Raw genomic sequence first — 21,301 nt, forward strand, 5'->3', positions numbered from 1 at the left:
GTTGATAGGACGCAGGTGTAAAGGTGGTGACACCAAAGCCGAGCGTTACTAATTGCCCGTAAGCTTTTATGCCGGTCCTTTTGGACGGTATATACGTTCAGCATTTATTTTTTCTGTCTTCATGTCAACCTTATTCAGGTGGCTATAGCACCGGGGTTCCACCTCTTCCCATTCCGAACAGAGAAGTTAAGCCCGGTCACGCCGATGGTACTGCGTAACAGTGGGAGAGTAGGTCGCCGCCGTTTTTCTTGAGAAGTCCTCCGTAACGAATCTGTTACGGGGGACTCTTTTTTTGTTCATTATCCCCCTTTTTTAAACCTCTCTGCATTTTTCTTTCATTCTTTTTATTTTATATCCAAGCAAATTTTGTAATTTTGGCCAAAATCTAATGAGGAGAAAAATCACGTATAGAAAATAAATTAACATATAACTCCTATAAATATGGAAAACAAAATTCAAGAGCTGACCGACAAGATTTATCGTGAAGGGGTCGAGAAAGGGAATGAAGAAGCCCGTAAATTAGTATTGGAGGCCCAAGCGGAAGCGAAGAAAATTGTAGACGAAGCTCATAAAGAGGCCGAGCAGATTTTGGCCAATGCTCGTAAGTCTGCTGATGAATTGTCAGAGAATACGAAGTCTGAATTGAAGCTGTTTGCAGGACAGGCTGTAAATGCTTTGAAGTCTGAAATCACTTCCGTCGTAAGTGGATCAATTGTTGATACAGACGTAAAAGCTTTTGCTGCAAATAAGGACTATCTGAATGCCTTTATTGTTGCATTAGCTGAAAAATGGAGCGTGGACGAGCCTATTGTCATCTCTACGGCAGATGCAGAAGGACTAAAGAAATATTTCGCATCAAAAGCTAAAGCTCTTTTGGACAAAGGCGTCAGAATTGAGCAAGTGAACGGTATCAAGACGTTGTTCACTGTGTCACCGGCAAGTGGTGCCTATAAGGTGAACTTTGGCGAGGAAGAGTTTATGAACTACTTCAAGGAATTTTTGCGTCCACAACTGGTGGAAATGTTATTTTAAATCCCTGTCAGGATATGAGTAAATACTATTACTTGGTAGCTGGTTTGCCCGATTTGGCTTTGGATGACAGCAAACTGAGTTATACGGTAGCAGATTTCAAGACAGAGTTTTATCCTTATTTGTCAGATGCGGATAAAAAGTTAATAGACCTGTTCTATTTGAAGTTTGATAATGCGAATGTATTGAAACTTTTGAAAGACAGGGATGCGGTGATTGATACCTGCGGATTGTATTCAGTAGACGAACTGTCTGGTTTTATAGCTATGCTGAAGGACGGTGACGAGGTACCTGACCGTGTATTTCCTTCTTACCTTTCTGCGTTTATCTCCGACTATTTCAATCAACCAACCGAGGAGATGAATTCTTTGCCAGAGAATCGTCTGGCCGGATTGTATTATGCTTATGCAATGAAGTGTAAGAATCGGTTCGTTTCCGATTGGTTTAGCTTCAATCTCACAGTCAACAATATTTTGGTTGCACTTACAGCCCGTAAGTATAAGTTTGAAGTCGCTCCTCTGATTGTGGGCGACACCAGTATCTGCGAAGCATTGCGTACGTCGACTGCACGCGATTTCGGTTTGGGTACTGAGGTCGATTATTTGGATCAGCTGATGAAGCTCAGTGAGGTAGAAGAGTTGGTTGAACGTGAGAAAAAGATAGACCAGCTGCGTTGGAACTGGATGGAAGAAGCTACTTTCTTCAATTATTTTACCATTGAACGTTTGTTTGTATTTCTGTTGCAGCTTGAGATGATTGAACGTTGGCTTTCTTTGGACAAAGAACGTGGAAGTCAGTTGTTCCGCAGTATGATTGAAGCATTGAAAAACGAAGTACAGATACCCGCGGAATTCAGATAAATAAAATTGTTAATATTATATGGCAACAAAAGGAACTGTTAGTGGCGTAATCGCCAACATGGTGACGCTTGTCGTTGACGGCCCGGTGGCACAGAATGAGATTTGTTACATCTCTACCGGAGGCGACCGTCTGATGGCAGAGGTTATCAAGGTTGTAGGTGCCCAAGTATATGTTCAGGTGTTCGAAAGTACGCGTGGACTGAAGGTAGGTGCTGAAGCCGAATTTACCGGACACATGCTCGAAGTGACGTTAGGACCGGGTATGTTGTCCAAGAACTACGATGGTTTGCAGAACGACCTGGACAAAATGGAGGGTGTTTTCCTGAAGCGAGGTCAGTATACTTATCCTTTGGACAAGGAAAAGAAGTGGCATTTTGTTCCTCTGGTAAAGCCCGGCGATAAGGTGGAAGCCGCTGCCTGGCTTGGAAAGGTGGAAGAGAATTTTCAGCCGCTTAAGATCATGGTGCCTTTCGCCCAGAAGGGCATTTGTACTGTGAAGTCGATTGTTTCGGAAGGTGATTATACCATCGAGGATACTGTCGCTGTGCTGACAGCAGAAGATGGTAGTGAAGTGGAAGTCAACATGATTCAGAAATGGCCGGTGAAGCGTGCCATGACCAACTACAAGGAGAAACCCCGTCCTTTCAAATTGCTGGAAACGGGTGTTCGTGTGATTGATACGGTGAACCCCATTGTAGAAGGTGGTACAGGATTTATTCCTGGTCCGTTTGGTACCGGTAAAACAGTGCTTCAGCATGCCATCTCCAAGCAGGCGGAAGCAGATATCGTAATCATAGCTGCCTGTGGTGAACGTGCTAATGAGGTCGTGGAAATCTTTACAGAATTCCCTGAACTGGTAGACCCGCATACAGGTCGTAAATTGATGGAACGTACCATCATCATAGCCAATACTTCAAACATGCCGGTGGCTGCCCGTGAAGCTTCTGTATACACGGCCATGACCATTGCCGAATACTATCGTAGTATGGGCTTGAAGGTATTGTTGATGGCCGATTCTACTTCCCGTTGGGCACAGGCTTTGCGTGAGATGTCCAACCGTATGGAGGAACTGCCGGGTCCCGATGCATTCCCTATGGATTTGTCTTCCATTATCTCCAACTTCTATGGTCGTGCCGGTTATGTAGTATTGAACAATGGTGAGACCGGTTCTATTACCTTTATTGGTACCGTATCTCCTGCCGGTGGTAACCTGAAGGAACCTGTAACTGAAAATACGAAGAAGGTGGCCCGTTGCTTCTATGCCCTTGAGCAGGACCGTGCAGACAAGAAGCGTTACCCTGCCGTAAATCCTATTGATTCATATTCCAAATATATTGAATATCCTGAATTTGAAGATTATATCAGCAAACGTATCAATGGAGAGTGGATCGGAAAGGTAAATGAAATCAAAACTCGTCTCCAGCGTGGTAAGGAAATTGCCGAACAGATCAATATCTTGGGTGATGACGGTGTACCTGTAGATTACCACGTCATTTTCTGGAAATCGGAATTGATTGACTTTGTAATTTTGCAGCAGGACGCTTTCGACGAAATTGATGCCGTGACTCCGATGGAACGTCAGGAAGAAATTCTGAATATGGTTATTGAAATCTGCCATACGGATTTCACTTTCGACAACTTCAACGAAGTAATGGATTACTTTAAGAAAATGATCAATATCTGCAAGCAGATGAACTACTCGAAGTTCAAGTCTCCCGAATACGAAGCATTCCGTCAGCAATTGCAGGCGTTGATCGAAGAGCGGAAGGCATGATTGAATTTTGAGAACACGAATATTAAATTGCTAAGTATTTGAACAATGGCAACAAAAGCATTTCAAAAAATATATACCAAAATAACTCAGATTACGAAGGCTACCTGTTCGTTGAAAGCTACGGGAGTAGGGTATGACGAGTTGGCAACCGTAAACGGCAAGCTTGCACAGGTGGTGAAGATTGCCGGGGATGAAGTGACCTTGCAGGTATTCGAAGGTACCGAAGGTATTCCCACCAATGCCGAAGTGGTATTCTTGGGTAAGGCACCTACGTTGAAGGTGAGCGAGCAGCTTGCCGGACGTTTCTTTAACGCTTTCGGTGATCCCATTGACGGAGGACCGGAAATTGAAGGACAGGAAGTGGAAATTGGCGGTCCATCGGTAAATCCCGTCCGTCGTAAGCAACCGTCTGAATTGATTGCGACCGGTATTGCCGGTATCGACTTGAATAATACGCTGGTATCCGGTCAGAAGATTCCTTTCTTTGCTGATCCTGACCAGCCTTTCAATCAGGTAATGGCCAATGTGGCCCTCCGTGCTGAGACCGATAAGATTATTTTGGGCGGTATGGGTATGACGAACGATGACTACCTTTATTTTAAAAATGTATTCTCCAATGCTGGTGCTCTTAGCCGAATTGTCAGCTTTGTGAATACGACAGAAAATCCGCCGGTAGAACGTCTGCTTGTTCCTGATATGGCTCTGACAGCTGCCGAATATTTTGCTGTGCAGCACAACGAGAAGGTGTTGGTACTTCTGACTGATATGACTTCTTATTCCGACGCGTTGGCCATTGTGTCCAATCGTATGGACCAGATTCCGTCGAAGGACTCTATGCCGGGTTCGCTGTATTCTGACTTGGCCAAGATCTATGAGAAGGCCGTACAGTTCCCTAGTGGAGGTTCCATCACGATTATCGCAGTGACCACCCTTTCGGGAGGCGACATTACGCATGCTGTGCCCGATAATACCGGTTATATCACTGAAGGTCAGCTTTTCCTGCGTCGTGACAGTGATATTGGTAAGGTTATCGTAGACCCCTTCCGTTCTTTGTCTCGTTTGAAACAGTTGGTTACCGGTAAGAAGACTCGTAAGGACCATCCGCAAGTGATGAATGCTGCTGTCCGTCTGTATGCCGATGCTGCCAACGCCAAGACCAAGTTGGAGAATGGTTTCGACCTGACAAACTATGATGAGCGTACGCTTGCTTTCGCCAAGGATTACTCCAACCAGTTGCTGGCCATCGATGTCAATCTCGATACGACCGAGATGCTTGATGTGGCCTGGAGCTTGTTCGGCAAGTATTTTAAGCCGGAAGAAGTGAACATAAAGAAGGAACTGGTCGATCAGTATTGGCCGGCCGGCAAGGCAAATTAAAGAATCATAAAGAATGGCTATTAAGTTTCAATATAACAAGACCTCGCTCCAGCAGCTTGAAAAGCAACTGAAAGTGCGGGTGCGTACCCTTCCTATTATTAAGAATAAGGAGAGTGCACTGCGCATGGAGGTGAAGCGTTGCAAGACCGACGCTCAGGTACTGGAACAACGGTTGGAAAAGGAAATACAAGCTTACGAAGCCATGTTCGCTCTATGGAATGAGTTCGACAGCTCGCTGATTAAGGTCAGTGATGTACATTTGGGAGTTCGCAAGATTGCTGGTGTACGGGTGCCCCAGTTGGAGAATATCGATTTTGATATCCGCCCGTATAGCCTGTTCAATGCCCCCAAATGGTATGCTGACGGTCTGAATCTGCTGAAAGAGCTGGCTCATACTGCTATTGAGCGTGAGTTCACGGTTGCCAAGCTGAACTTGCTCGAACATGCCCGTAAGAAGACTACACAGAAAGTGAACCTTTTCGAAAAAGTACAAATTCCCGGCTATCAGGATGCCCTGCGTAAGATCAAACGGTTCATGGAAGATGAAGAGAACCTGTCCAAATCTTCGCAGAAGATCATGAAGTCCCATCAGGAAAAAAGGAAGGAGGCAGAAGCATGATTACAAAAATGAAGAAGCTCACATTCCTTATTTATCATAAGGAGTATGAACAGTTCCTTGAGCAGATCCGTGAGTTGGGAGTCGTACACATTGTAGAGAAGCAGTGTGGCGAAATGGACGATCGGTTGCAGCGTTTCATGCAGAAGCGTGCGCTGTACAAGAATACGCTGAATGCCATGAATAATCTGGCCGGTAAAGACCTGTCTGCAACGGTGCGTACAGGTGTTTCAGCCGACGAAGTGGTCAGCGCATACGAAGATTTGCAGTCCCATATTCAGGAACTGGGGCAGAAACTTCCCCAGCTTGACAAGGATATTGCACAGATGCAGGTTTGGGGTGATTTCGACTGGACCGCTGTCCGTAAACTTCGTGATGCTGGCTGGTACGTTCAGTTTTATTCCTGTACAGAGAAAGAATACGACGAAGCTTGGGAGTCCGATTATAACGCCGTTCGTATTCAGGAACAGGGTGGACACATTTATTTTGTGACCGTTACGCCTGGTCCGTTGGAAGGGCTGGATATGGAACCCCTCCGTCTGCCTTCTGTCAGCTTGTCTGAGTTATTAGCTCGGAAAGCCGATACAGAGTTGCAGATAGAACAGGCACAAGCCGATTTGAAAGCATTTTGTCAGGCCAACTGCAAGACGCTCGAGCATGGCAACCTATTGCTTCAAGGGGATATAGACCTGCTGAAGGTAAAACTCAACAGCGAACACATGGCTGATGGTGCTGTTGTCCTGCTGGAAGGATGGATTCCTGTCGATAATGAACCCGAAGTAAAGCAGCTGCTGGACAACAGTGGTGTCTATTATGAGATCCGGAATGCTACGAAAGAAGACAATGCGCCCATCAAGCTGCGTAACAACGCTTTTGCTCGCATGTACGAGGTGCTTACCAAGATGTACGGTATGCCCGACTATGCTGAGTTCGATCCGACTCCCATTTTGGCTCCCTTCTTCTCTCTGTTTTTCGCCTTTTGTATGGGTGATGCAGGTTATGGAGTTGTGTTGATTATTTTGGGTTTTATTCTGAAGAAGAAACTTTCCAAGTCGCTGAGCGGTATGATGAATTTGGTCATTACGTTGGGTGTCTTTACGACAGTCATCGGTACGATTCTTGGTACTTGTTTCGGCGTTAGTCTGTTCGACCTCGAACTGCCTGAGTTTATCAAGCAATTTATGATTGTCGGTAAGATAGGTGAAACCACTTACGATAAGCAGATGTTGCTTGCTCTCATCATCGGTGTGGTACATATCAGTATTGCTATGACGGTGAAGGCTATAGGCGAAACTGTCCGTTACGGTTTCAAGGAGTCGCTCAGCTCGTGGGGCTGGCTGCTGTTGGTTGTCGGTGGTGTATGCGTCGGTAGCCTTTCGTTCTTCGAAGTCATTTCGGAGCACGTATCTACTTGGGCATTCATCATTATCGGTGGTGTATCGGCCATAGGTATTTATCTGTTGAACAATCTGCATCGCAATGTGCTGGTCAACATCGGTGCTGGCATCTGGGATACGTACAATATGGCTACAGGTCTTATGGGTGATATACTTTCCTATATTCGTTTGTATGCTCTTGGATTGGCCGGTGGTATGCTGGGTGGTGTGTTCAACCAGCTTGCCTTTATGGTCAACGATGCAGCCGGACCTGCTTTAGGATGGTTGTTCTGTGGTCTCATTCTGGTGTTCGGTCATACACTGAACATTGCGATGTCCTGTTTGAGTGCGTTTGTTCACCCACTCCGTCTGACATTCGTCGAATATTTCAAAAATTCCGGTTACAATGGAAAAGGAGAGGAATATGCTCCTTTTACTACGGTTGAAAACAAATAAAATTAGAAACAAATAAAAAAAAAACATTATGAATGAAATTTTAGGTTATCTCGGTTTGGGCCTGATGTTGGCCCTGGCAGGTATTGGTAGTTGCTTTGGTACGACAATCGCAGGAAATGCGGCAGAAGGTGCATTGAAGAAAGATCCTTCCAAGTCTGCCAGCTACATGATTTTGTCAGCTCTTCCTGCCACGCAGGGTTTGTATGGTTTCGTGGCATTTTTGATGTCTATGGGGCGTGATTTTACGACAGAAGGTCCTTTGATGCTGGGTATCGGTTTGGGTGTCGGTCTGGTATGTTTGTTCTCTGCCATCCGCCAGGGACAGATTTGTGCCAATGGTATCGTGGGTATTTCCCAGGGTCATGACGTGCAAACCAATACCATGATTTATGCGGCTTTGCCTGAATTCTATGCAATTCTTGCTTTGGTAGCTGCTTTGATGGTATAATCGACGTTTTTTTTCAAAAAACAGGCTACCCCTGCCTCTGTTGTCTTCTTAGGACAGCATGGAGGCGGGGGTTGTCTTTTTGCATACGTTTGCTTGTTTCCTTTTCTTCATTTTTTTCGGTTAAAAAGGTTATTTTTCAAAGAATAATATGTACTTTTGCATCCGTTTTTGAGAGCAACGTAATTATGTTACTGGAGTTGCGTCAGTCGATTTGTTTATTACAGGGAGGCTGTACGCTATCAGAATAATATTAGAGATATGAGTAAAGAATTGTTGACCCCTGACTATATTTTCGAAGCAAGTTGGGAAGTTTGTAATAAAGTGGGGGGCATATACACGGTGTTATCTACACGGGCCAAAACATTGCAGGAGCAATTCCGTGATAGAATATTCTTTATAGGACCGGATTTCTGGAAGGGGAAAGAAAATCCTCTTTTCACAGAATACGATAACCTTTGTGCAGCGTGGAAGGAATATGCTGCTTCACACGATAATTTGTCTGTCAGAGTAGGCCGTTGGAATGTTCCGGGTGAACCGATTGTCATCCTGGTTGATTTTCAGCCTTTCTTCGCACAGAAGAACGACATTTATACAGAAATGTGGAACCGTTATCAGGTTGATTCGTTGCACGCTTACGGCGACTACGATGAAGCTTCTATGTTTGCTTTTGCTGCTGGAAAAGTGGTTGAAAGTTTCTATCGCTACAATCTGACAGATACGGACAAGGTCGTTTTTCAGGCACACGAATGGATGACGGGCATGGGAGCTCTTTATTTGCAGGCAGCTGTACCCGAAATCGCAACTATTTTCACCACACATGCCACGTCGATTGGACGTTCCATTGCCGGTAATGGGAAACCTTTGTACGACTATCTTTTTGCATACAATGGAGATCAGATGGCTCAGGAACTGAATATGCAGTCCAAGCATTCCATCGAAAAGCAGACTGCTCACTATGTAGACTGCTTCACAACGGTGAGTGAAATTACCAATAATGAATGTAAGGAATTACTCGACAAACCTGCCGATGTCATTTTGGTCAATGGTTTTGAGGATGGATTCGTTCCGAAAGGATCCACGTATACAGGTAAGCGTAAGCGTGCTCGTGCTTTGAAGCTCCGCTTGGCCAGTTGCTTGGTCGGCGAGACTTTTTCTGACGAAGATACGCTTATCATTTCTACCAGTGGTCGCTACGAGTTTAAAAACAAGGGTATCAATGTCTTTTTGGAGGCCCTGAACCGTTTGAATCGCGATAAGAACCTGAAGAAAAAAGTGCTGGCTTTTGTCAATGTACCCAGTTGGGTGGGAGAGCCTCGTGAGGAACTGCAGCAGCGAATGAAAAGTAAGGAAACTTTCGATACGCCTTTGCAATGTCCTTTCATTACCCACTGGCTTCATAATATGACTCACGACCAGGTACTCGACATGCTGAAATATCTGGGTATGGGCAACCGCCCCGAGGATAAAGTGAAGGTCATCTTCGTTCCTTGTTACTTGGATGGTAAGGATGGCATCCTTAACAAGCTCTACTACGATCTCGTGTTGGGTAGCGACCTTAGTGTCTATCCGTCCTATTACGAACCTTGGGGATATACTCCGTTGGAGAGCATCGCTTTCCATGTACCCACTATTACGACAGATTTGGCCGGTTTTGGACTCTGGATCAAGAGTTTGAAGAATGTCCATGGCATCGACGATGGTGTGGAAGTGCTTCACCGTTCGGACTACAACTATTCTGAAGTGGCTGACGGCATCAAGGATACTATCACTGCTTTCTCGGCCAAGACTCCTGCCGAAGTTCGTGAGATCCGCAAGCGGGCTGCTGCTGTATCCGAACTGGCATTGTGGAAGCATTTTATCACGCACTATTACGAAGCCTACGATTTTGCTTTGCGTCGTGCAAAAGAGCGTCTGTTGAACCTGTAAACTGAATTGAATAGAAATTATTAATCAAACTTATCATATACAATGAAGATTAAAGTTAGTAATGTAAACACTCCGAACTGGAAAGATGTGAATGTAAAGTCGCACATTCCGGCTGAGTTGGAGAAATTGTCTGAATTGGCACGCAACATCTGGTGGTCTTGGAATTATGAGGCTACCGAACTGTTCAGAGACCTTGACCCTGCTTTGTGGAAAGAGGTAGGACAGAATCCCGTGCTTTTGTTGGAACGTATGAGCTATGCTAAACTTGAAGCGCTTGCGAATGATAAGGTTATCCTGCGCAGAATGGATGATGTATACTCTAAGTTCCGTACATATATGGATGTGGAGCCCGACAAGAAGCGTCCCTCCGTGGCCTATTTCAGTATGGAATATGGTTTGAATCACGTTTTGAAAATATATTCTGGTGGTCTGGGCGTATTGGCCGGCGATTACCTGAAGGAAGCTTCGGACAGCAATGTTGACTTGTGTGCGGTAGGTTTCCTCTATCGTTACGGTTACTTCACGCAAACCCTGTCGATGGATGGTCAGCAGATTGCCAATTACGAAGCTCAGAACTTCGGTCAGTTGCCTATTGACCGTGTACTCGACGAGAACGGCAATCAGGTGATCGTGGATGTTCCCTATCTGGACTACTATGTACATGCTTATATATGGAGAGTCAATGTAGGCCGTATCTCTCTTTATTTGCTCGATACGGATAATGAGCTGAACAGTGAATTCGACCGTTCTATTACCCATGTCCTTTACGGTGGTGACTGGGAAAACCGTCTGAAGCAGGAGATTCTGCTCGGTATCGGTGGTATGCTGACTCTGAAGAAACTGGGCATCAAAAAAGACGTTTATCACTGTAACGAAGGACACGCAGCCCTCATCAACGTACAGCGTATCTGTGATTACGTAGCTGAAGGCCTTACTTACGATCAGGCCATTGAGTTGGTGCGTGCCTCTTCACTTTATACTGTACACACTCCTGTACCTGCCGGTCACGACTACTTCGACGAAGGTCTTTTCGGTAAATACATGGGCGGTTATCCTTCTCGTATGGGTATTTCCTGGGATGACTTGATGGACTTGGGTCGTAACAATCCGGGTGACAAGGGCGAACGCTTTTGTATGTCAGTGTTTGCTTGCAACACTTCTCAGGAAGTCAACGGTGTAAGCTGGCTGCACGGTAAAGTATCTCAGGAAATGTTCTCCAGTATTTGGAAGGGTTATTTCCCTGAAGAAAACCACGTAGGCTACGTTACCAACGGTGTACACTTCCCTACTTGGAGCGCTACCGAGTGGAAACAGCTTTATGCTCAGTATTTCGATGAGAACTTCTGGTATGACCAGTCAAACGAGAAGATTTGGAAGGCTATCTACGATGTGCCCGATGAAGTGATTTGGAAGACCCGCATGGCGTTGAAGAACAAACTTATCGACTATGTACGCAAGCAGTATCGTGAGACTTGGTTGAAGAATCAGGGTGATCCTTCTCGCATTGTGTCTTTGCTCGACAAGATTAATCCTAATGCACTGCTTATCGGTTTCGGTCGTCGTTTTGCTACTTACAAGCGTGCCCACCTGCTGTTCACCGACCTCGATCGTTTGTCCAAGATCGTGAACAACCCCGATTATCCGGTACAGTTCCTCTTCACCGGTAAAGCTCACCCGCACGATGGTGCCGGTCAGGGACTTATCAAGAAGATCATTGAGATCTCACGTCGTCCCGAGTTCCTCGGCAAGATTATCTTCCTTGAGAATTACGACATGCAGCTCGCACGCCGTCTTGTTTCCGGTGTAGATATCTGGTTGAACACGCCGACCCGTCCGCTCGAAGCTTCCGGTACGTCCGGCGAAAAAGCTTTGATGAACGGTGTTGTCAACTTCTCCGTACTCGACGGCTGGTGGCTCGAAGGCTACCGTGAAGGTGCCGGTTGGGCTTTGACTGAGAAACGTACTTACCAGAATCAGGAACATCAGGATCAGCTGGATGCTGCTACTATCTATAGCATCCTCGAGACCGAAATCCTGCCGCTCTACTATGCACGCAACAAGAAGGGCTATTCCGAAGGCTGGATCAAGACGATCAAGAATTCTATCGCCCAGATTGCTCCTCACTATACGATGAAGCGTCAGCTCGACGACTACTTCGAGAAGTTCTACAACAAGGAAGCCAAGCGTTTCCATCTGTTGGCTGCCAACAACTACGCCAAGGCCAAAGAAATTGCCGCTTGGAAGGAACAGGTAGTTGAAAAGTGGGATAGTATCGAAATCGTATCCTGTGAGAAGACCGAAGAGCTTGTTAAGGGTTCTATCGAGAGCGGTAAGGAATATACCATTACTTACGTTATCGACGAGAAAGGTCTGAACGATGCCATCGGACTCGAACTGGTGACTACTTACACTTCTGCCGACGGTAAGCAGCATGTTTACTCTGTCGAGCCGTTCGAAGTAGTGAAGAAAGAGGGTAATCTTTATACTTTCCAGGCTAAGCACAAGCTGGAAAATGCCGGTAGCTTTAAAGTTTCCTACCGTATGTTCCCCAAGAATTCTGACTTGCCTCATCGTCAGGACTTCTGCTACGTGCGTTGGTTCGTGTAATAAGGTTTTGTCTTATTCATTATTATATAAATAAAAAAGAGAGTGTACTCTGTAGTGCACTCTCTTTTTTTATGCCTTTCATCTGGTTTATTAAATGGTTGCAAACTTCTATGCTGATTCATAGGAAATGCTGATTTTTTAATATTCTTTCAGCTTTTGTCGTTGTTTGTTTTTTTTAAATATTTCTTTAGGCAAATTTGTCGTGTAATGTCTGTTCTGAAATGCCTATCTGTGATACCTTGATTTCTTTCTGTTTCTTTGTTAATGCCTTTCATCTTTTATTTCGTGGAAAAATAATGTGACTTCTCGTAAAGTCCCTCTTTATGCCCGTAAAGTGCCTCTTTATGCTCGTAAAGTGCCACTTTGTGAGTGTAAAGTGCCTATTGGCGTTTGGTAAATCCTCATTTTAGTAGTATGAAAAAATTATAAATATGATGATTCTGATTTGGTATAATTATTTTTTGCATATATTCAATATTCTCAAAAAATATTGTATCTTTGCCTCTCGAAGTTACGAAAAGAGTGTAATTCATTGGAAATGAGCGTAGGTTAATTGCTCATGATAGTAATAGGTTACGATTTAGTTAGTTATCTACTGCATCATCTTTCTGCGCGTTGCGTAACCTTCAAAGAACTCTTCATATGCAAAAGTAACAATAAAACGGGAGATTTTGAAATGAATCTCCCTAATTTTTTTTCTATCTCATACAAGTTTTTCCGTAAAAGCTGTTTTATCCGTCGGCACACCATCGCCCAAAAGAATTTTGGATGAACGTATGCCGACTGCCGCATAAGCGGAGAAAAGGGCTTTGCCTCACGCCTAAACAACAGTTTAGACTGATGATGCAAGGCCCATTTCTTTTGTGCTTATGCCAGAGAGGTGCTTTTACGGGTTCGCAGACGATTTCTTTTTCGCTGTTCCTTTGAGCCGTAAGCGGAAAGCCGTGTCTGACCGCCCGATCCATAAATGGAACAAGCCGTTATGCACGGCAGGCAAACCGGGAAGAATGATTTTATATGTCCGACCGGACACGCTCGGCCAGACATATAAAATCATACTTCCTTGCCGGTGGTTTGCCCGGTTTCACGCTTCCGGCTATGTCCCTTTTTTTCCTTTTGGGGATTTCTTTTTTTCACAGATTTCTCTTTTGAAGTTTTCCTGTCTAATCTGCCTCCACTTCCGTTTACCTCCATTTTCGCGTCTTTCAGTGACGCCGCATCAGGCAGTCATTTCCGTTCTGGGCGCAAAGGTAATTCCGGGATTGGACGGGAATGCAAGGTCAAGCCTCCTGTTTTCGGCAAAAATCTCCAGCCCTGCGGGTAGTATTTTTCCCGAAAAACCTTGCATCCCCTAATCCCTACCTTTTCAAGCACCCGAAACGAAAACGACCGATGCGACAGAAAGACGCATAAAAAAAATGTCGGATAAACGAGAGGCAGATAAGATAGTTTGAAACTCAACTCCCTCAGCTCTTGAATCCGCATTAAAAAATAAAAAAATCAAAAACAGCGAAGATATGACGGCAACGGCAAATTTCAGACAAATGGCACAGTACATAGGGCTTGCGATATGCGGCTTGATGGTGCGCACCGCCTTCGGGGTGTTCGGCATCCTTTGGGGCATCATTAGAGAGATTGTAAACGGAGTGTTCCGAGTGGCGATAGGCGTAATCGTGGCTATCCTTTCCGCAACCGCCTTCTTCGGTTTCATCCTTTGGTTATTCACCCTTTAACCCTTACCGACATGGCAAAGAGAAGCAGCAAAACGGCAGCGCAGCAGTGCAGATACTACGAGGTGGACAATATCTTCGTGTATATGGTTGAAACGTACATCAACGGCAACATATCCGTGTTCCGTGAACTCTACCGAGAACTGAACAAGGACGCACGGAGGGACTTTACAGACTTCCTTTTGAGCGAGGTGCAGCCGACCTATTGGAGAGAGATACTGAAACAGACCATCTAAAACGACAGCGATATGAGAACGATAACAAGGACATACGACCTTTTCCAATTAGCTGAACTCTCCGCAGCAGCGAGAGATACCGCATACAACGAATGGTTGCGCACCTTTGAATACGGTTGGGACAGCGACAACCGCAACACGCTGGAAGCATTTGAAAGTGTGTTCAAGGTCAAAGTGAACGATTGGAGTTACGACACGTGCCGTTATTCCTACCGCTTCACCTCACGTTACAGCGGAGAGGAAGAGGAACTCTGCGGCATACGGCTTCTGAAATACATCGTCAATAACTATTGGCATACCCTATTCAAGCCGAAAGCCTACTACCTCAAAGGCAATTACAAGAAAAGGCGCAAAAGCAGGGTATTCACGGACAACTGTTGCGTACTGACAGGCTATTGCGCAGACGAGGACATCCTGCGACCCATCTACGACTTTCTGAAAGCCCCCGACACCCGAACCACTCTGTACGACCTCATGGACAAGTGCCTTGACAGCTTCTTCAAGTCGTGCCGTGACGATATGGAATTTCAGTGCAGCGAGGAGAGTTTCGAGGAGAGTTGCGCAGCCAACGACTACGAGTTTTTGGGAAACGGAAAAATGTATAACTGATAAAACGACAGCGATATGAAAGGAACAGACCATTTCAAGAGAACGATACAGATGTATTTGGAGCAGCGTGCAGCGGAGGATGCGCTCTTTGCGAAGAACTACCGCAACCCTGCCAAGAACATAGACGATTGCGTCACCTACATTCTCAACTACGTGCAGCGGAGCGGTTGCAACGGCTTCACGGACGGGGAGATATTCGGGCAAGCCGTCCACTACTATGACGAGAACGAGATAGAGGTAGGCAAGCCTATCCAATGCCAAGTGGCGGTGAACCACGTTGTGGAACTCACGGCAGAGGAAAAGGCGGAAGCACGGCAGAACGCAGTCCGCAGATACCAAGAGGAAGAACTCCGCAAGTTGCAAAACCGCAGCAAGCCGAGAACCGCCACCAAAGCGACCGCACAAGAAGTACAACAACCCAACCTATTCAATTTCTGATTATGAAACCGAGAACACCCATACAGCAGGAAGTCGCACGATTGAGCGAGCGACTGCCGAAATTGACCGCCATACAGAGGGCATACGCTTTCCGCCATTGCTTCAAGCATTACGCCATCAAGAGGGCGGACGGCACGAACATCTGCACCGAGTGCGGACATTCGTGGAGGAGTGAACACGACCTTGCGGACACCGTTTGCGGATGCACCTGCCCGCATTGCGGCATGGAGTTGGAAGCGTTGCGCACCCGAAAGAGCGTGTTCAGCGAGAACGAGTATTTCTCCATCGTCACCACCTGCAAGCAGTATCAAGTTATACGCTTCTTTTTCGTCAAGTCCCGATACAAGGCAGGACAGGCAGCCGAGTATTCCATTTATGAAGTGGTGCAAAGGTGGATTTCGCCAAAAGGTACAACTACCACCGTTGCCCGACTGCGTGGAATGTCCATACTTTACTATGACCTATGGGCGGAATACAGCGACATGGAAGTACGCAAGAACAACAAACTACGTGCATACGATATAAACCCCGTCTGCACCTATCCCCGACAGCGTTTCATACCCGAACTGAAACGCAACGGCTTCAATGGCGAGTACCACAACATACTGCCTTACGACCTTTTCACGGCTATCCTTTCCGACAGCCGAGCCGAAACGCTGTTGAAGGCAGGGCAATACCCCATGTTGCGCCACTACATCCGCAGTTCCTTTGACATGGAGAGGTATTGGGCATCCATAAAGATATGTATCCGCAACGGCTACACCATTGCTGACGGCTCCATGTGGCGTGACACCATAGACCTCCTGCGGCATTTCGGCAAGGACACGAACAGCCCGAAATACGTCTGCCCTGCCGACCTCAAAGCCGAACACGACAGACTTATGCACAAGCGCAACAAGGAGATAGAGCGCAAGAAATTGGAAGAACGCATCCGCCAAGCGAAGAAACACGAGAAGGCATACCGCAAACTCAAAGGCATATTCTTCGGCATTGCATTCACGGACGGCACTTTGCAGGTGCGTGTGTTGGAGAGCGTGGCGGAGTTTGCAGCGGAAGGGACGGAACTGCACCATTGCGTGTTTTCCAACTCCTATTTCCTTGAAAAGAACTCCCTTATCCTATCCGCCACCATTGACGGCAAGCGCATAGAAACGGTGGAGGTTTCCTTGAAGACATTGGAAGTGGTGCAAAGTCGTGGCTTGCACAATTCCAATACCGAGTACCACGACCGCATTGTAAACCTTGTGAACAGCAATGTGAACCTTATCCGCCAGCGGATGGAAGTGGCATAGTATTAACCTATAAAACCCAACAAAATGGAAGTAAGAATTGAAAGCATGGTTTGTCTGTGGGACGATAAAATCCCCACGATGTTCCTTGAATTTGTGAACCTCCTCACTCTTGCAACGAGTGAGGAGCAGTTAAGACGGAGTGTAAAGGACTTTGCCGAGAAGCACGGACTTGACAGGTTTTTCCTTTACGGCTTCGGCTCCCACCATTTCTACCTGCACCAACGCTATACGAGTGACCCCGAAATGGTGATGCGCAACAGAGTTTTGTCAGTACATTTTTAACCACTCTAAAATCAACGATTATGGCAACACGAATGACCATCAACGGTATAAGCACCTGCACCGAAGCAGGTACGGAGAAATATGAGCGTTTCCAATTAGGTATCGGCAGACGCAAGCGGACACTTGTGCAGTACGACTACCGCCACCCCACAGACGGAGAGTTGTTCTCTTGTGTCAAACCCACATTGGACGAGTGCCGAGCCGCACGGGATAAGTGGCTCACGGCAAAGGATGGAAAGGAGGACAACCGATGAACACAGCCTATCAAACGCTGATAGTGAAATTCAGCGAGCCTATCAAAGTATTGGACGGCATCTTTGACGATGCCGAAGCGTGGGGAGTTGATACCCTAAAAGGGTGGATAGACGACTACGAGAGCAGCAGGTTTACCGCCATCAACAGCCATACGGCAGTCATCACAAGCGAGTACAATATGGAGTGCCTGATGGAATGGTTGAAACGAAACACACCCATTGCCGAGATAACAGAATGTTAAACAAGTTGGCGGTGTCCGCACCGCCAACCTAAAACCAAGAAAAGCATGATAGCAAAGACGATTTTACAGCAGATAGGCGGCAGACGCTTTGTCGCCATGACGGGAAGCAAGGACTTCATAGACATGGGCAACGGCTTGCGCATGAGCCTTGCAAGGAACAAGACGAGCGCGAACCGCCTTGACATCATCTACGATGCAGGATTAGACCTCTACAATATGCGTTTCTACCGCAAGACGTTCAGTAAAAAGACATTCGAGTGCAAGACAAAGGACATTGCAACGCACGATGGCATATACTGCGATATGCTGGAAGAAATGTTCACGATGGTAACGGGACTTTACACCCGTTTTTGAGTGGCGACGGCGAAAGCCGCCCTACTTTCTTTCGGTGAGCATGATGGCGGACAAAGAAAGTAGCAAAGAAACCGCTGTCCCAATCTACGATAGTATTCACAAAAACAAGTTTCAATCATGGAAGAAATCAGACAGAACGGAAAAATCATCCTGCACAGCGATGACGGAACAAGCATAAGGATGATTTTCAAAAACCTCACGGGGAGGAATTTTCAAGGTCAGGAATATGCGGAGTATATCCGGCATATCGCAATCGGGGAGATGGGATTTTCGCCCGGCATCATAGAGCATTGCAGGGACGGTGAGGTAATCGGCAAAGGAAAAATCCCGAATGTATGAAAAGCGGAAACTCCGATGAAGTTGCGGCTTCATCGGAGTTTTTAATTTAGCTATATATCCCAATCAGGTTTTACAATTTTGGGATAACGTTGTTGTCTAACTGTTTTCAATTTCTCCATGTAAAATAAATAAATCTCCTTATATGAGCCAAAACCGGGCTGTTGCATATCCTCTTCGATAGACAAACCACCAAATACCAGCAACCATAATCTTAATGCAACACCTAAGTAGCCCCAAAGTGGATCCATTTCATGTAATTCCAGTTTAGTAACCAAATTTTCTATTCGGACATCCATATCTGGATGAGTTCCATCACCAGAAATAGAATCTTCGCTCATCAATAAAATGGCTGCTAATACAGTTGCGACACCTGCCTTATATGTATTTCCCCATGCAGAGTCATATTCAGTTTGAATAAAACTAATTGCCGTATCATCTGCGGCAATTTCATCATCTATAGTATGGGGAAACGTCTGTTGTATTTGTGTATGACCTAAATAATTATGTGAAAATTCGTGGGCATATATAAATGCTATCGCAGCACAATATACACCATTTGTGTGACTTATAATATTTTCAAATTGCTGGGGATTACAGATGTTGGGTGTTACCCAATAAACATCCCTATTGAAGTTATGCAACAATTGCCGTCCTCTAAAAAAGCAATCATTAGCATACTCTACATCAATCAGATTGGGTTTATAACCATATTTGTTTATGCCAACAGCATCCATTATTGGAATATGTATGACATTCTCAAAATAGGCATTAAGATAAATACATACAGACCATAAATACTGACAAAAGTTTTCGTTGATATAGATATGATTTAATCCATTGCTATCTTTTTTTATTTCCGCAACATCGCTAATAGCTTTTCCTTCCCTTATGAATGTAAATCGACGAGAAAAGTTATTGATATTGCAATCGTCTTTTATCGCATCTAACAGTTCAACAACTTTTTCAATACATTGAATAGCATCATCAGATAGCTGTTCAACAGGTAAATAATATATTTCTTTCGCTTCTTTCATTTTACAAATTTTACTTGCAAAGGTAATGTGTTAATTTGTATTAGACGCTAAAATTCCTTGCGATATTGTTTACCGCAAGGAATTTCAGTCGTATCACAGGATATACAGCAGCGCAAACTCCGCCTTTCTCCGTTTGAGCAGCATGGCGTGCCGTTTACCTTTGTAGTTGCAGAAAGCGATATATTCCCGGTAAATGTTCCTGTCGCCCGCCTCCAATTTTCGGATCAGTGTGCTTTTGGGTATCTTCCCGCTCCCCAAAAGCCGGTATGGACCGACATTGTAGGCGAGCGTGGCAAGGAGCAGACTGTCACGCCCGAACTTGCGGAACATGGCGCAGAACTTCCGCAAGTCTTTCCGCAGGAGTGCGTCCGCCTGCCGCTTCGTCATGGTGCGTGCCGAATACCTTTCCCCCGGCTGCACCTGATGCCCCCAGCCCACGTATGGGTGGTGTTTCTCCGAGTGCCAGCCTTCAAAATACTTCGTACAGCGAACCGCCCGCTCGAAAGGCGGCAGGCGGTAGATTGACGCCTGCCCGTCCGTCCCCTTCTGACAGCTGTCCCGTGCGGACACGGAGCAGACCGCCAGAAGGGAACAGAGGATAGCCATGAATACACGCATCATCGTGTAAGGGGTTTGAAGTTTCCGATTGGGACAATAGAGATAGCCCCGTCATCCTTCACGTTGCGATTGTTGAAGTCAAATTCCAATTCGTAGGAGTTGCTGAAATTATCTTCCACCACTACGATGAAGTTGTGCACCTCGTCACCTTGCGCCGTGTAGTACAGCCGGAACTTCTCGTTTTCGAGCAGGTAGCGGTCGTTGGGCAGGAACGTAATGCCGTTGTCCATTTTCAATGTTCCTTCTCCCTCGAATTGGAAATACCGGATGGTATATAGGGTGTTGGCGTAATCGCCCGTCTTTTTCAACTCACAGCGGATTTCCACCGTCTGCCCCTTCGTTACCTTGTTAGGCACGGGCATGGTTTCCACTGTGAAGGGATAGGATTGCTGGATGTCCATGTCATCGTCACACGATGCGAGCGTGAGCAACATGGCGGCGAACAGGCAGAGTGCCAACGCCTTGAAGATGGATGTTCTCTTGTTCTTGTTGTTCAGTATGTTCATTGTTCTTTGATTTTTAAGTTATTGTTCATTTTTTGCTGTCAGTTGCAGATACTCGTTCAAGTCCTTGTAACCGTCATGGAGTGCGGAACGGTCGGTGACACGTCCGCCGTAATATCCTTTGAGGGCTTCCAGCGTCCTCCGTCCGGCTTCGTCACGGTCGAGGAAGCAGTCTATGCGCCCGTACCCGTCCAAGTGTTTCACCGCCTTACCCACGTTGGCAACGGAGTTCAGCACAAGGCTGTCGCTATTGCCGCCTATACCGAGTGCAGCAGCGGACAGAAAGTCCATGAAGCCCTCAAACACGCTGCATACGTCAGAGGCGGTATCTTTCGGTTTTATCAGTGACACATCTTTCGGTGGTACGCAACCCTTGAAGTAGCGGCTACGGATTTCATAGCCGCCAGCCACGTTCGGGAAACCGATTGCGAAATACCGCTTTCCACGCACGCCGTAGTTCAGGCGGCAGCAGTGGCGGGATGCAACGGCATAAGGGATGCCCCGTTCCGCCAGATACTCTGTTAATGGTGAGCGGAGCAGCGGGACGGCTTCCACTCCCTCAAAGGCAGGTTCGGACGGCTCCGGCAGGAACAACGGCTTTTCCGATGCGACAAACGGCATACGGGCGGTTTCCGCTATGAATCTCGCCTGCGCCATGAAGTCGCCGCTTCGGGCAAACTCCCCGGCAAGCGTGAAGATGTCACCGCCCTTGCCCAAACCGAAATCGTACCAGAGCCGTTTCGCCACGTTCACGCGGAAAGAGGGCGTGCGCTCATTGCGGTACGGCGCGAGATACCACAGCTCGTTTCCGCTTCTCCGTACAGGCTCATGTCCCAGCCGTGCGAGAAAGTCCGCGAGGGATATTTGCCTCATGGTGTCTATATCCGTCCGTTCCATGCGG

At 46.3% G+C, this 21,301-nt stretch carries 23 protein-coding genes and 1 rRNA gene; 20 read left to right on the forward strand and 4 right to left on the reverse strand.

The window, feature by feature from the left end; genetic code table 11:
- Nucleotides 1-134: 134 nt before the first annotated feature.
- The 20 genes from rrf to BQ8005_RS00115 all read left to right on the forward strand — a co-directional run bounded on the left by rrf (nucleotide 135) and on the right by BQ8005_RS00115 (nucleotide 18,245).
- Nucleotides 135-245, forward strand: a 5S ribosomal RNA gene (gene rrf, locus BQ8005_RS00010).
- Between the two features lie 196 nt (nucleotides 246-441).
- Nucleotides 442-1,032: a hypothetical protein gene (locus BQ8005_RS00015; protein WP_021848153.1), complete on the forward strand. Its 591-nt coding sequence runs from the start codon at nucleotides 442-444 to the stop codon at nucleotides 1,030-1,032.
- Nucleotides 1,033-1,046: 14 nt separating this feature from the next.
- Nucleotides 1,047-1,889, forward strand: coding sequence for a DUF2764 family protein (locus tag BQ8005_RS00020; protein ID WP_075316676.1), 843 nt, complete (start codon nucleotides 1,047-1,049; stop codon nucleotides 1,887-1,889).
- Between the two features lie 19 nt (nucleotides 1,890-1,908).
- Complete coding sequence (locus tag BQ8005_RS00025) at nucleotides 1,909-3,663, forward strand: V-type ATP synthase subunit A (RefSeq protein WP_075316677.1); 1,755 nt, start codon at nucleotides 1,909-1,911, stop codon at nucleotides 3,661-3,663.
- 45 nt (nucleotides 3,664-3,708) lie between these two features.
- Nucleotides 3,709-5,040 carry a V-type ATP synthase subunit B gene (locus tag BQ8005_RS00030; RefSeq protein ID WP_021848156.1) on the forward strand — a complete coding sequence of 444 codons (1,332 nt, stop codon included), beginning with the start codon at nucleotides 3,709-3,711 and terminating at the stop codon, nucleotides 5,038-5,040.
- 13 nt (nucleotides 5,041-5,053) lie between these two features.
- Complete coding sequence (locus BQ8005_RS00035) at nucleotides 5,054-5,659, forward strand: V-type ATP synthase subunit D (protein ID WP_075316678.1); 606 nt, start codon at nucleotides 5,054-5,056, stop codon at nucleotides 5,657-5,659.
- The gene (locus tag BQ8005_RS00040) at nucleotides 5,656-7,488 is read left to right on the forward strand and encodes a V-type ATP synthase subunit I (RefSeq protein WP_075316679.1); all 1,833 of its coding nucleotides are present in this window, start codon (nucleotides 5,656-5,658) and stop codon (nucleotides 7,486-7,488) included. The genes BQ8005_RS00035 and BQ8005_RS00040 overlap by 4 nt, the downstream gene beginning before the upstream one ends.
- 28 nt (nucleotides 7,489-7,516) lie before the next feature.
- Entirely contained in the window at nucleotides 7,517-7,936 is a 420-nt protein-coding gene (locus tag BQ8005_RS00045; protein WP_021848159.1) for a hypothetical protein, read from the forward strand.
- A gap of 258 nt (nucleotides 7,937-8,194) precedes the next feature.
- On the forward strand, nucleotides 8,195-9,862 hold the full coding sequence (locus tag BQ8005_RS00050) for a glycogen/starch synthase (protein WP_021848160.1): 1,668 nt from the start codon (nucleotides 8,195-8,197) through the stop codon (nucleotides 9,860-9,862).
- A gap of 42 nt (nucleotides 9,863-9,904) precedes the next feature.
- Nucleotides 9,905-12,469, forward strand: a complete 2,565-nt coding sequence (locus BQ8005_RS00055; protein WP_021848161.1) for a glycosyltransferase family 1 protein — start codon at nucleotides 9,905-9,907, stop codon at nucleotides 12,467-12,469.
- Between the two features lie 1,517 nt (nucleotides 12,470-13,986).
- A complete protein-coding gene (locus BQ8005_RS00070; protein WP_005850429.1) occupies nucleotides 13,987-14,202 on the forward strand; it encodes a hypothetical protein in 216 nt (71 codons plus the stop codon).
- An 11-nt stretch (nucleotides 14,203-14,213) separates the two neighbouring features.
- Complete coding sequence (locus BQ8005_RS00075; protein ID WP_005850431.1) at nucleotides 14,214-14,435, forward strand: hypothetical protein; 222 nt, start codon at nucleotides 14,214-14,216, stop codon at nucleotides 14,433-14,435.
- A gap of 12 nt (nucleotides 14,436-14,447) precedes the next feature.
- Complete coding sequence (locus BQ8005_RS00080) at nucleotides 14,448-15,044, forward strand: hypothetical protein (RefSeq protein WP_005850434.1); 597 nt, start codon at nucleotides 14,448-14,450, stop codon at nucleotides 15,042-15,044.
- A gap of 15 nt (nucleotides 15,045-15,059) precedes the next feature.
- A complete protein-coding gene (locus tag BQ8005_RS00085; RefSeq protein ID WP_005850436.1) occupies nucleotides 15,060-15,482 on the forward strand; it encodes a PcfK-like family protein in 423 nt (140 codons plus the stop codon).
- Between the two features lie 2 nt (nucleotides 15,483-15,484).
- Nucleotides 15,485-16,774, forward strand: coding sequence for a PcfJ domain-containing protein (locus BQ8005_RS00090; RefSeq protein ID WP_005850438.1), 1,290 nt, complete (start codon nucleotides 15,485-15,487; stop codon nucleotides 16,772-16,774).
- Between the two features lie 24 nt (nucleotides 16,775-16,798).
- Entirely contained in the window at nucleotides 16,799-17,056 is a 258-nt protein-coding gene (locus BQ8005_RS00095) for a hypothetical protein (protein WP_005850441.1), read from the forward strand.
- 20 nt (nucleotides 17,057-17,076) lie between these two features.
- Entirely contained in the window at nucleotides 17,077-17,310 is a 234-nt protein-coding gene (locus BQ8005_RS00100) for a DUF3873 domain-containing protein (protein ID WP_005850444.1), read from the forward strand.
- A complete protein-coding gene (locus BQ8005_RS00105; RefSeq protein ID WP_005850448.1) occupies nucleotides 17,307-17,552 on the forward strand; it encodes a DUF6956 domain-containing protein in 246 nt (81 codons plus the stop codon). The genes BQ8005_RS00100 and BQ8005_RS00105 overlap by 4 nt, the downstream gene beginning before the upstream one ends.
- A 45-nt stretch (nucleotides 17,553-17,597) precedes the next feature.
- A complete protein-coding gene (locus tag BQ8005_RS00110) occupies nucleotides 17,598-17,906 on the forward strand; it encodes a hypothetical protein (protein ID WP_005850451.1) in 309 nt (102 codons plus the stop codon).
- Between the two features lie 117 nt (nucleotides 17,907-18,023).
- Nucleotides 18,024-18,245, forward strand: a complete 222-nt coding sequence (locus tag BQ8005_RS00115) for a DUF7688 family protein (protein WP_009276858.1) — start codon at nucleotides 18,024-18,026, stop codon at nucleotides 18,243-18,245.
- Between the two features lie 50 nt (nucleotides 18,246-18,295).
- On the opposite strand, the gene BQ8005_RS00120 is transcribed toward BQ8005_RS00115, so the two are convergent.
- The 4 genes from BQ8005_RS00120 to BQ8005_RS00135 form a co-directional block, all read right to left on the reverse strand.
- Nucleotides 18,296-19,279, reverse strand: a complete 984-nt coding sequence (locus tag BQ8005_RS00120; RefSeq protein ID WP_005850457.1) for a phage exclusion protein Lit family protein — start codon at nucleotides 19,277-19,279, stop codon at nucleotides 18,296-18,298.
- Between the two features lie 93 nt (nucleotides 19,280-19,372).
- Complete coding sequence (locus tag BQ8005_RS00125) at nucleotides 19,373-19,900, reverse strand: glycoside hydrolase family protein (RefSeq protein WP_005850464.1); 528 nt, start codon at nucleotides 19,898-19,900, stop codon at nucleotides 19,373-19,375.
- On the reverse strand, nucleotides 19,897-20,403 hold the full coding sequence (locus BQ8005_RS00130) for a DUF3872 domain-containing protein (protein ID WP_005850466.1): 507 nt from the start codon (nucleotides 20,401-20,403) through the stop codon (nucleotides 19,897-19,899). The genes BQ8005_RS00125 and BQ8005_RS00130 overlap by 4 nt, the downstream gene beginning before the upstream one ends.
- A gap of 18 nt (nucleotides 20,404-20,421) precedes the next feature.
- Complete coding sequence (locus tag BQ8005_RS00135; RefSeq protein ID WP_010185927.1) at nucleotides 20,422-21,297, reverse strand: toprim domain-containing protein; 876 nt, start codon at nucleotides 21,295-21,297, stop codon at nucleotides 20,422-20,424.
- Between the last annotated feature and the right edge of the window lie 4 nt (nucleotides 21,298-21,301).

This window comes from Bacteroides togonis, from assembly GCF_900130135.1.
GTDB lineage: Bacteria > Bacteroidota > Bacteroidia > Bacteroidales > Bacteroidaceae > Bacteroides > Bacteroides pullorum.

Excerpts from the sequence above, each read along its gene's own strand:
- BQ8005_RS00075 (WP_005850431.1), top strand. The coding sequence starts at position 14,214 with ATGGCAAAGAGAAGCAGCAAAACGGCAGCGCAGCAGTGCAGATACTAC.
- BQ8005_RS00120 (WP_005850457.1), bottom strand. The coding sequence starts at position 19,279 with ATGAAAGAAGCGAAAGAAATATATTATTTACCTGTTGAACAGCTATCT.
- BQ8005_RS00040 (WP_075316679.1), top strand. The coding sequence starts at position 5,656 with ATGATTACAAAAATGAAGAAGCTCACATTCCTTATTTATCATAAGGAG.
- BQ8005_RS00035 (WP_075316678.1), top strand. The coding sequence starts at position 5,054 with ATGGCTATTAAGTTTCAATATAACAAGACCTCGCTCCAGCAGCTTGAA.
- BQ8005_RS00110 (WP_005850451.1), top strand. The coding sequence starts at position 17,598 with ATGATAGCAAAGACGATTTTACAGCAGATAGGCGGCAGACGCTTTGTC.
- BQ8005_RS00135 (WP_010185927.1), bottom strand. The coding sequence starts at position 21,297 with ATGGAACGGACGGATATAGACACCATGAGGCAAATATCCCTCGCGGAC.
- BQ8005_RS00050 (WP_021848160.1), top strand. The coding sequence starts at position 8,195 with ATGAGTAAAGAATTGTTGACCCCTGACTATATTTTCGAAGCAAGTTGG.
- BQ8005_RS00055 (WP_021848161.1), top strand. The coding sequence starts at position 9,905 with ATGAAGATTAAAGTTAGTAATGTAAACACTCCGAACTGGAAAGATGTG.
- BQ8005_RS00020 (WP_075316676.1), top strand. The coding sequence starts at position 1,047 with ATGAGTAAATACTATTACTTGGTAGCTGGTTTGCCCGATTTGGCTTTG.
- BQ8005_RS00100 (WP_005850444.1), top strand. The coding sequence starts at position 17,077 with ATGGCAACACGAATGACCATCAACGGTATAAGCACCTGCACCGAAGCA.
- BQ8005_RS00025 (WP_075316677.1), top strand. The coding sequence starts at position 1,909 with ATGGCAACAAAAGGAACTGTTAGTGGCGTAATCGCCAACATGGTGACG.
- BQ8005_RS00070 (WP_005850429.1), top strand. The coding sequence starts at position 13,987 with ATGACGGCAACGGCAAATTTCAGACAAATGGCACAGTACATAGGGCTT.
- BQ8005_RS00095 (WP_005850441.1), top strand. The coding sequence starts at position 16,799 with ATGGAAGTAAGAATTGAAAGCATGGTTTGTCTGTGGGACGATAAAATC.
- BQ8005_RS00090 (WP_005850438.1), top strand. The coding sequence starts at position 15,485 with ATGAAACCGAGAACACCCATACAGCAGGAAGTCGCACGATTGAGCGAG.
- BQ8005_RS00125 (WP_005850464.1), bottom strand. The coding sequence starts at position 19,900 with ATGATGCGTGTATTCATGGCTATCCTCTGTTCCCTTCTGGCGGTCTGC.
- BQ8005_RS00115 (WP_009276858.1), top strand. The coding sequence starts at position 18,024 with ATGGAAGAAATCAGACAGAACGGAAAAATCATCCTGCACAGCGATGAC.
- BQ8005_RS00030 (WP_021848156.1), top strand. The coding sequence starts at position 3,709 with ATGGCAACAAAAGCATTTCAAAAAATATATACCAAAATAACTCAGATT.
- BQ8005_RS00045 (WP_021848159.1), top strand. The coding sequence starts at position 7,517 with ATGAATGAAATTTTAGGTTATCTCGGTTTGGGCCTGATGTTGGCCCTG.
- BQ8005_RS00105 (WP_005850448.1), top strand. The coding sequence starts at position 17,307 with ATGAACACAGCCTATCAAACGCTGATAGTGAAATTCAGCGAGCCTATC.
- BQ8005_RS00015 (WP_021848153.1), top strand. The coding sequence starts at position 442 with ATGGAAAACAAAATTCAAGAGCTGACCGACAAGATTTATCGTGAAGGG.
- BQ8005_RS00130 (WP_005850466.1), bottom strand. The coding sequence starts at position 20,403 with ATGAACATACTGAACAACAAGAACAAGAGAACATCCATCTTCAAGGCG.
- BQ8005_RS00085 (WP_005850436.1), top strand. The coding sequence starts at position 15,060 with ATGAAAGGAACAGACCATTTCAAGAGAACGATACAGATGTATTTGGAG.
- BQ8005_RS00080 (WP_005850434.1), top strand. The coding sequence starts at position 14,448 with ATGAGAACGATAACAAGGACATACGACCTTTTCCAATTAGCTGAACTC.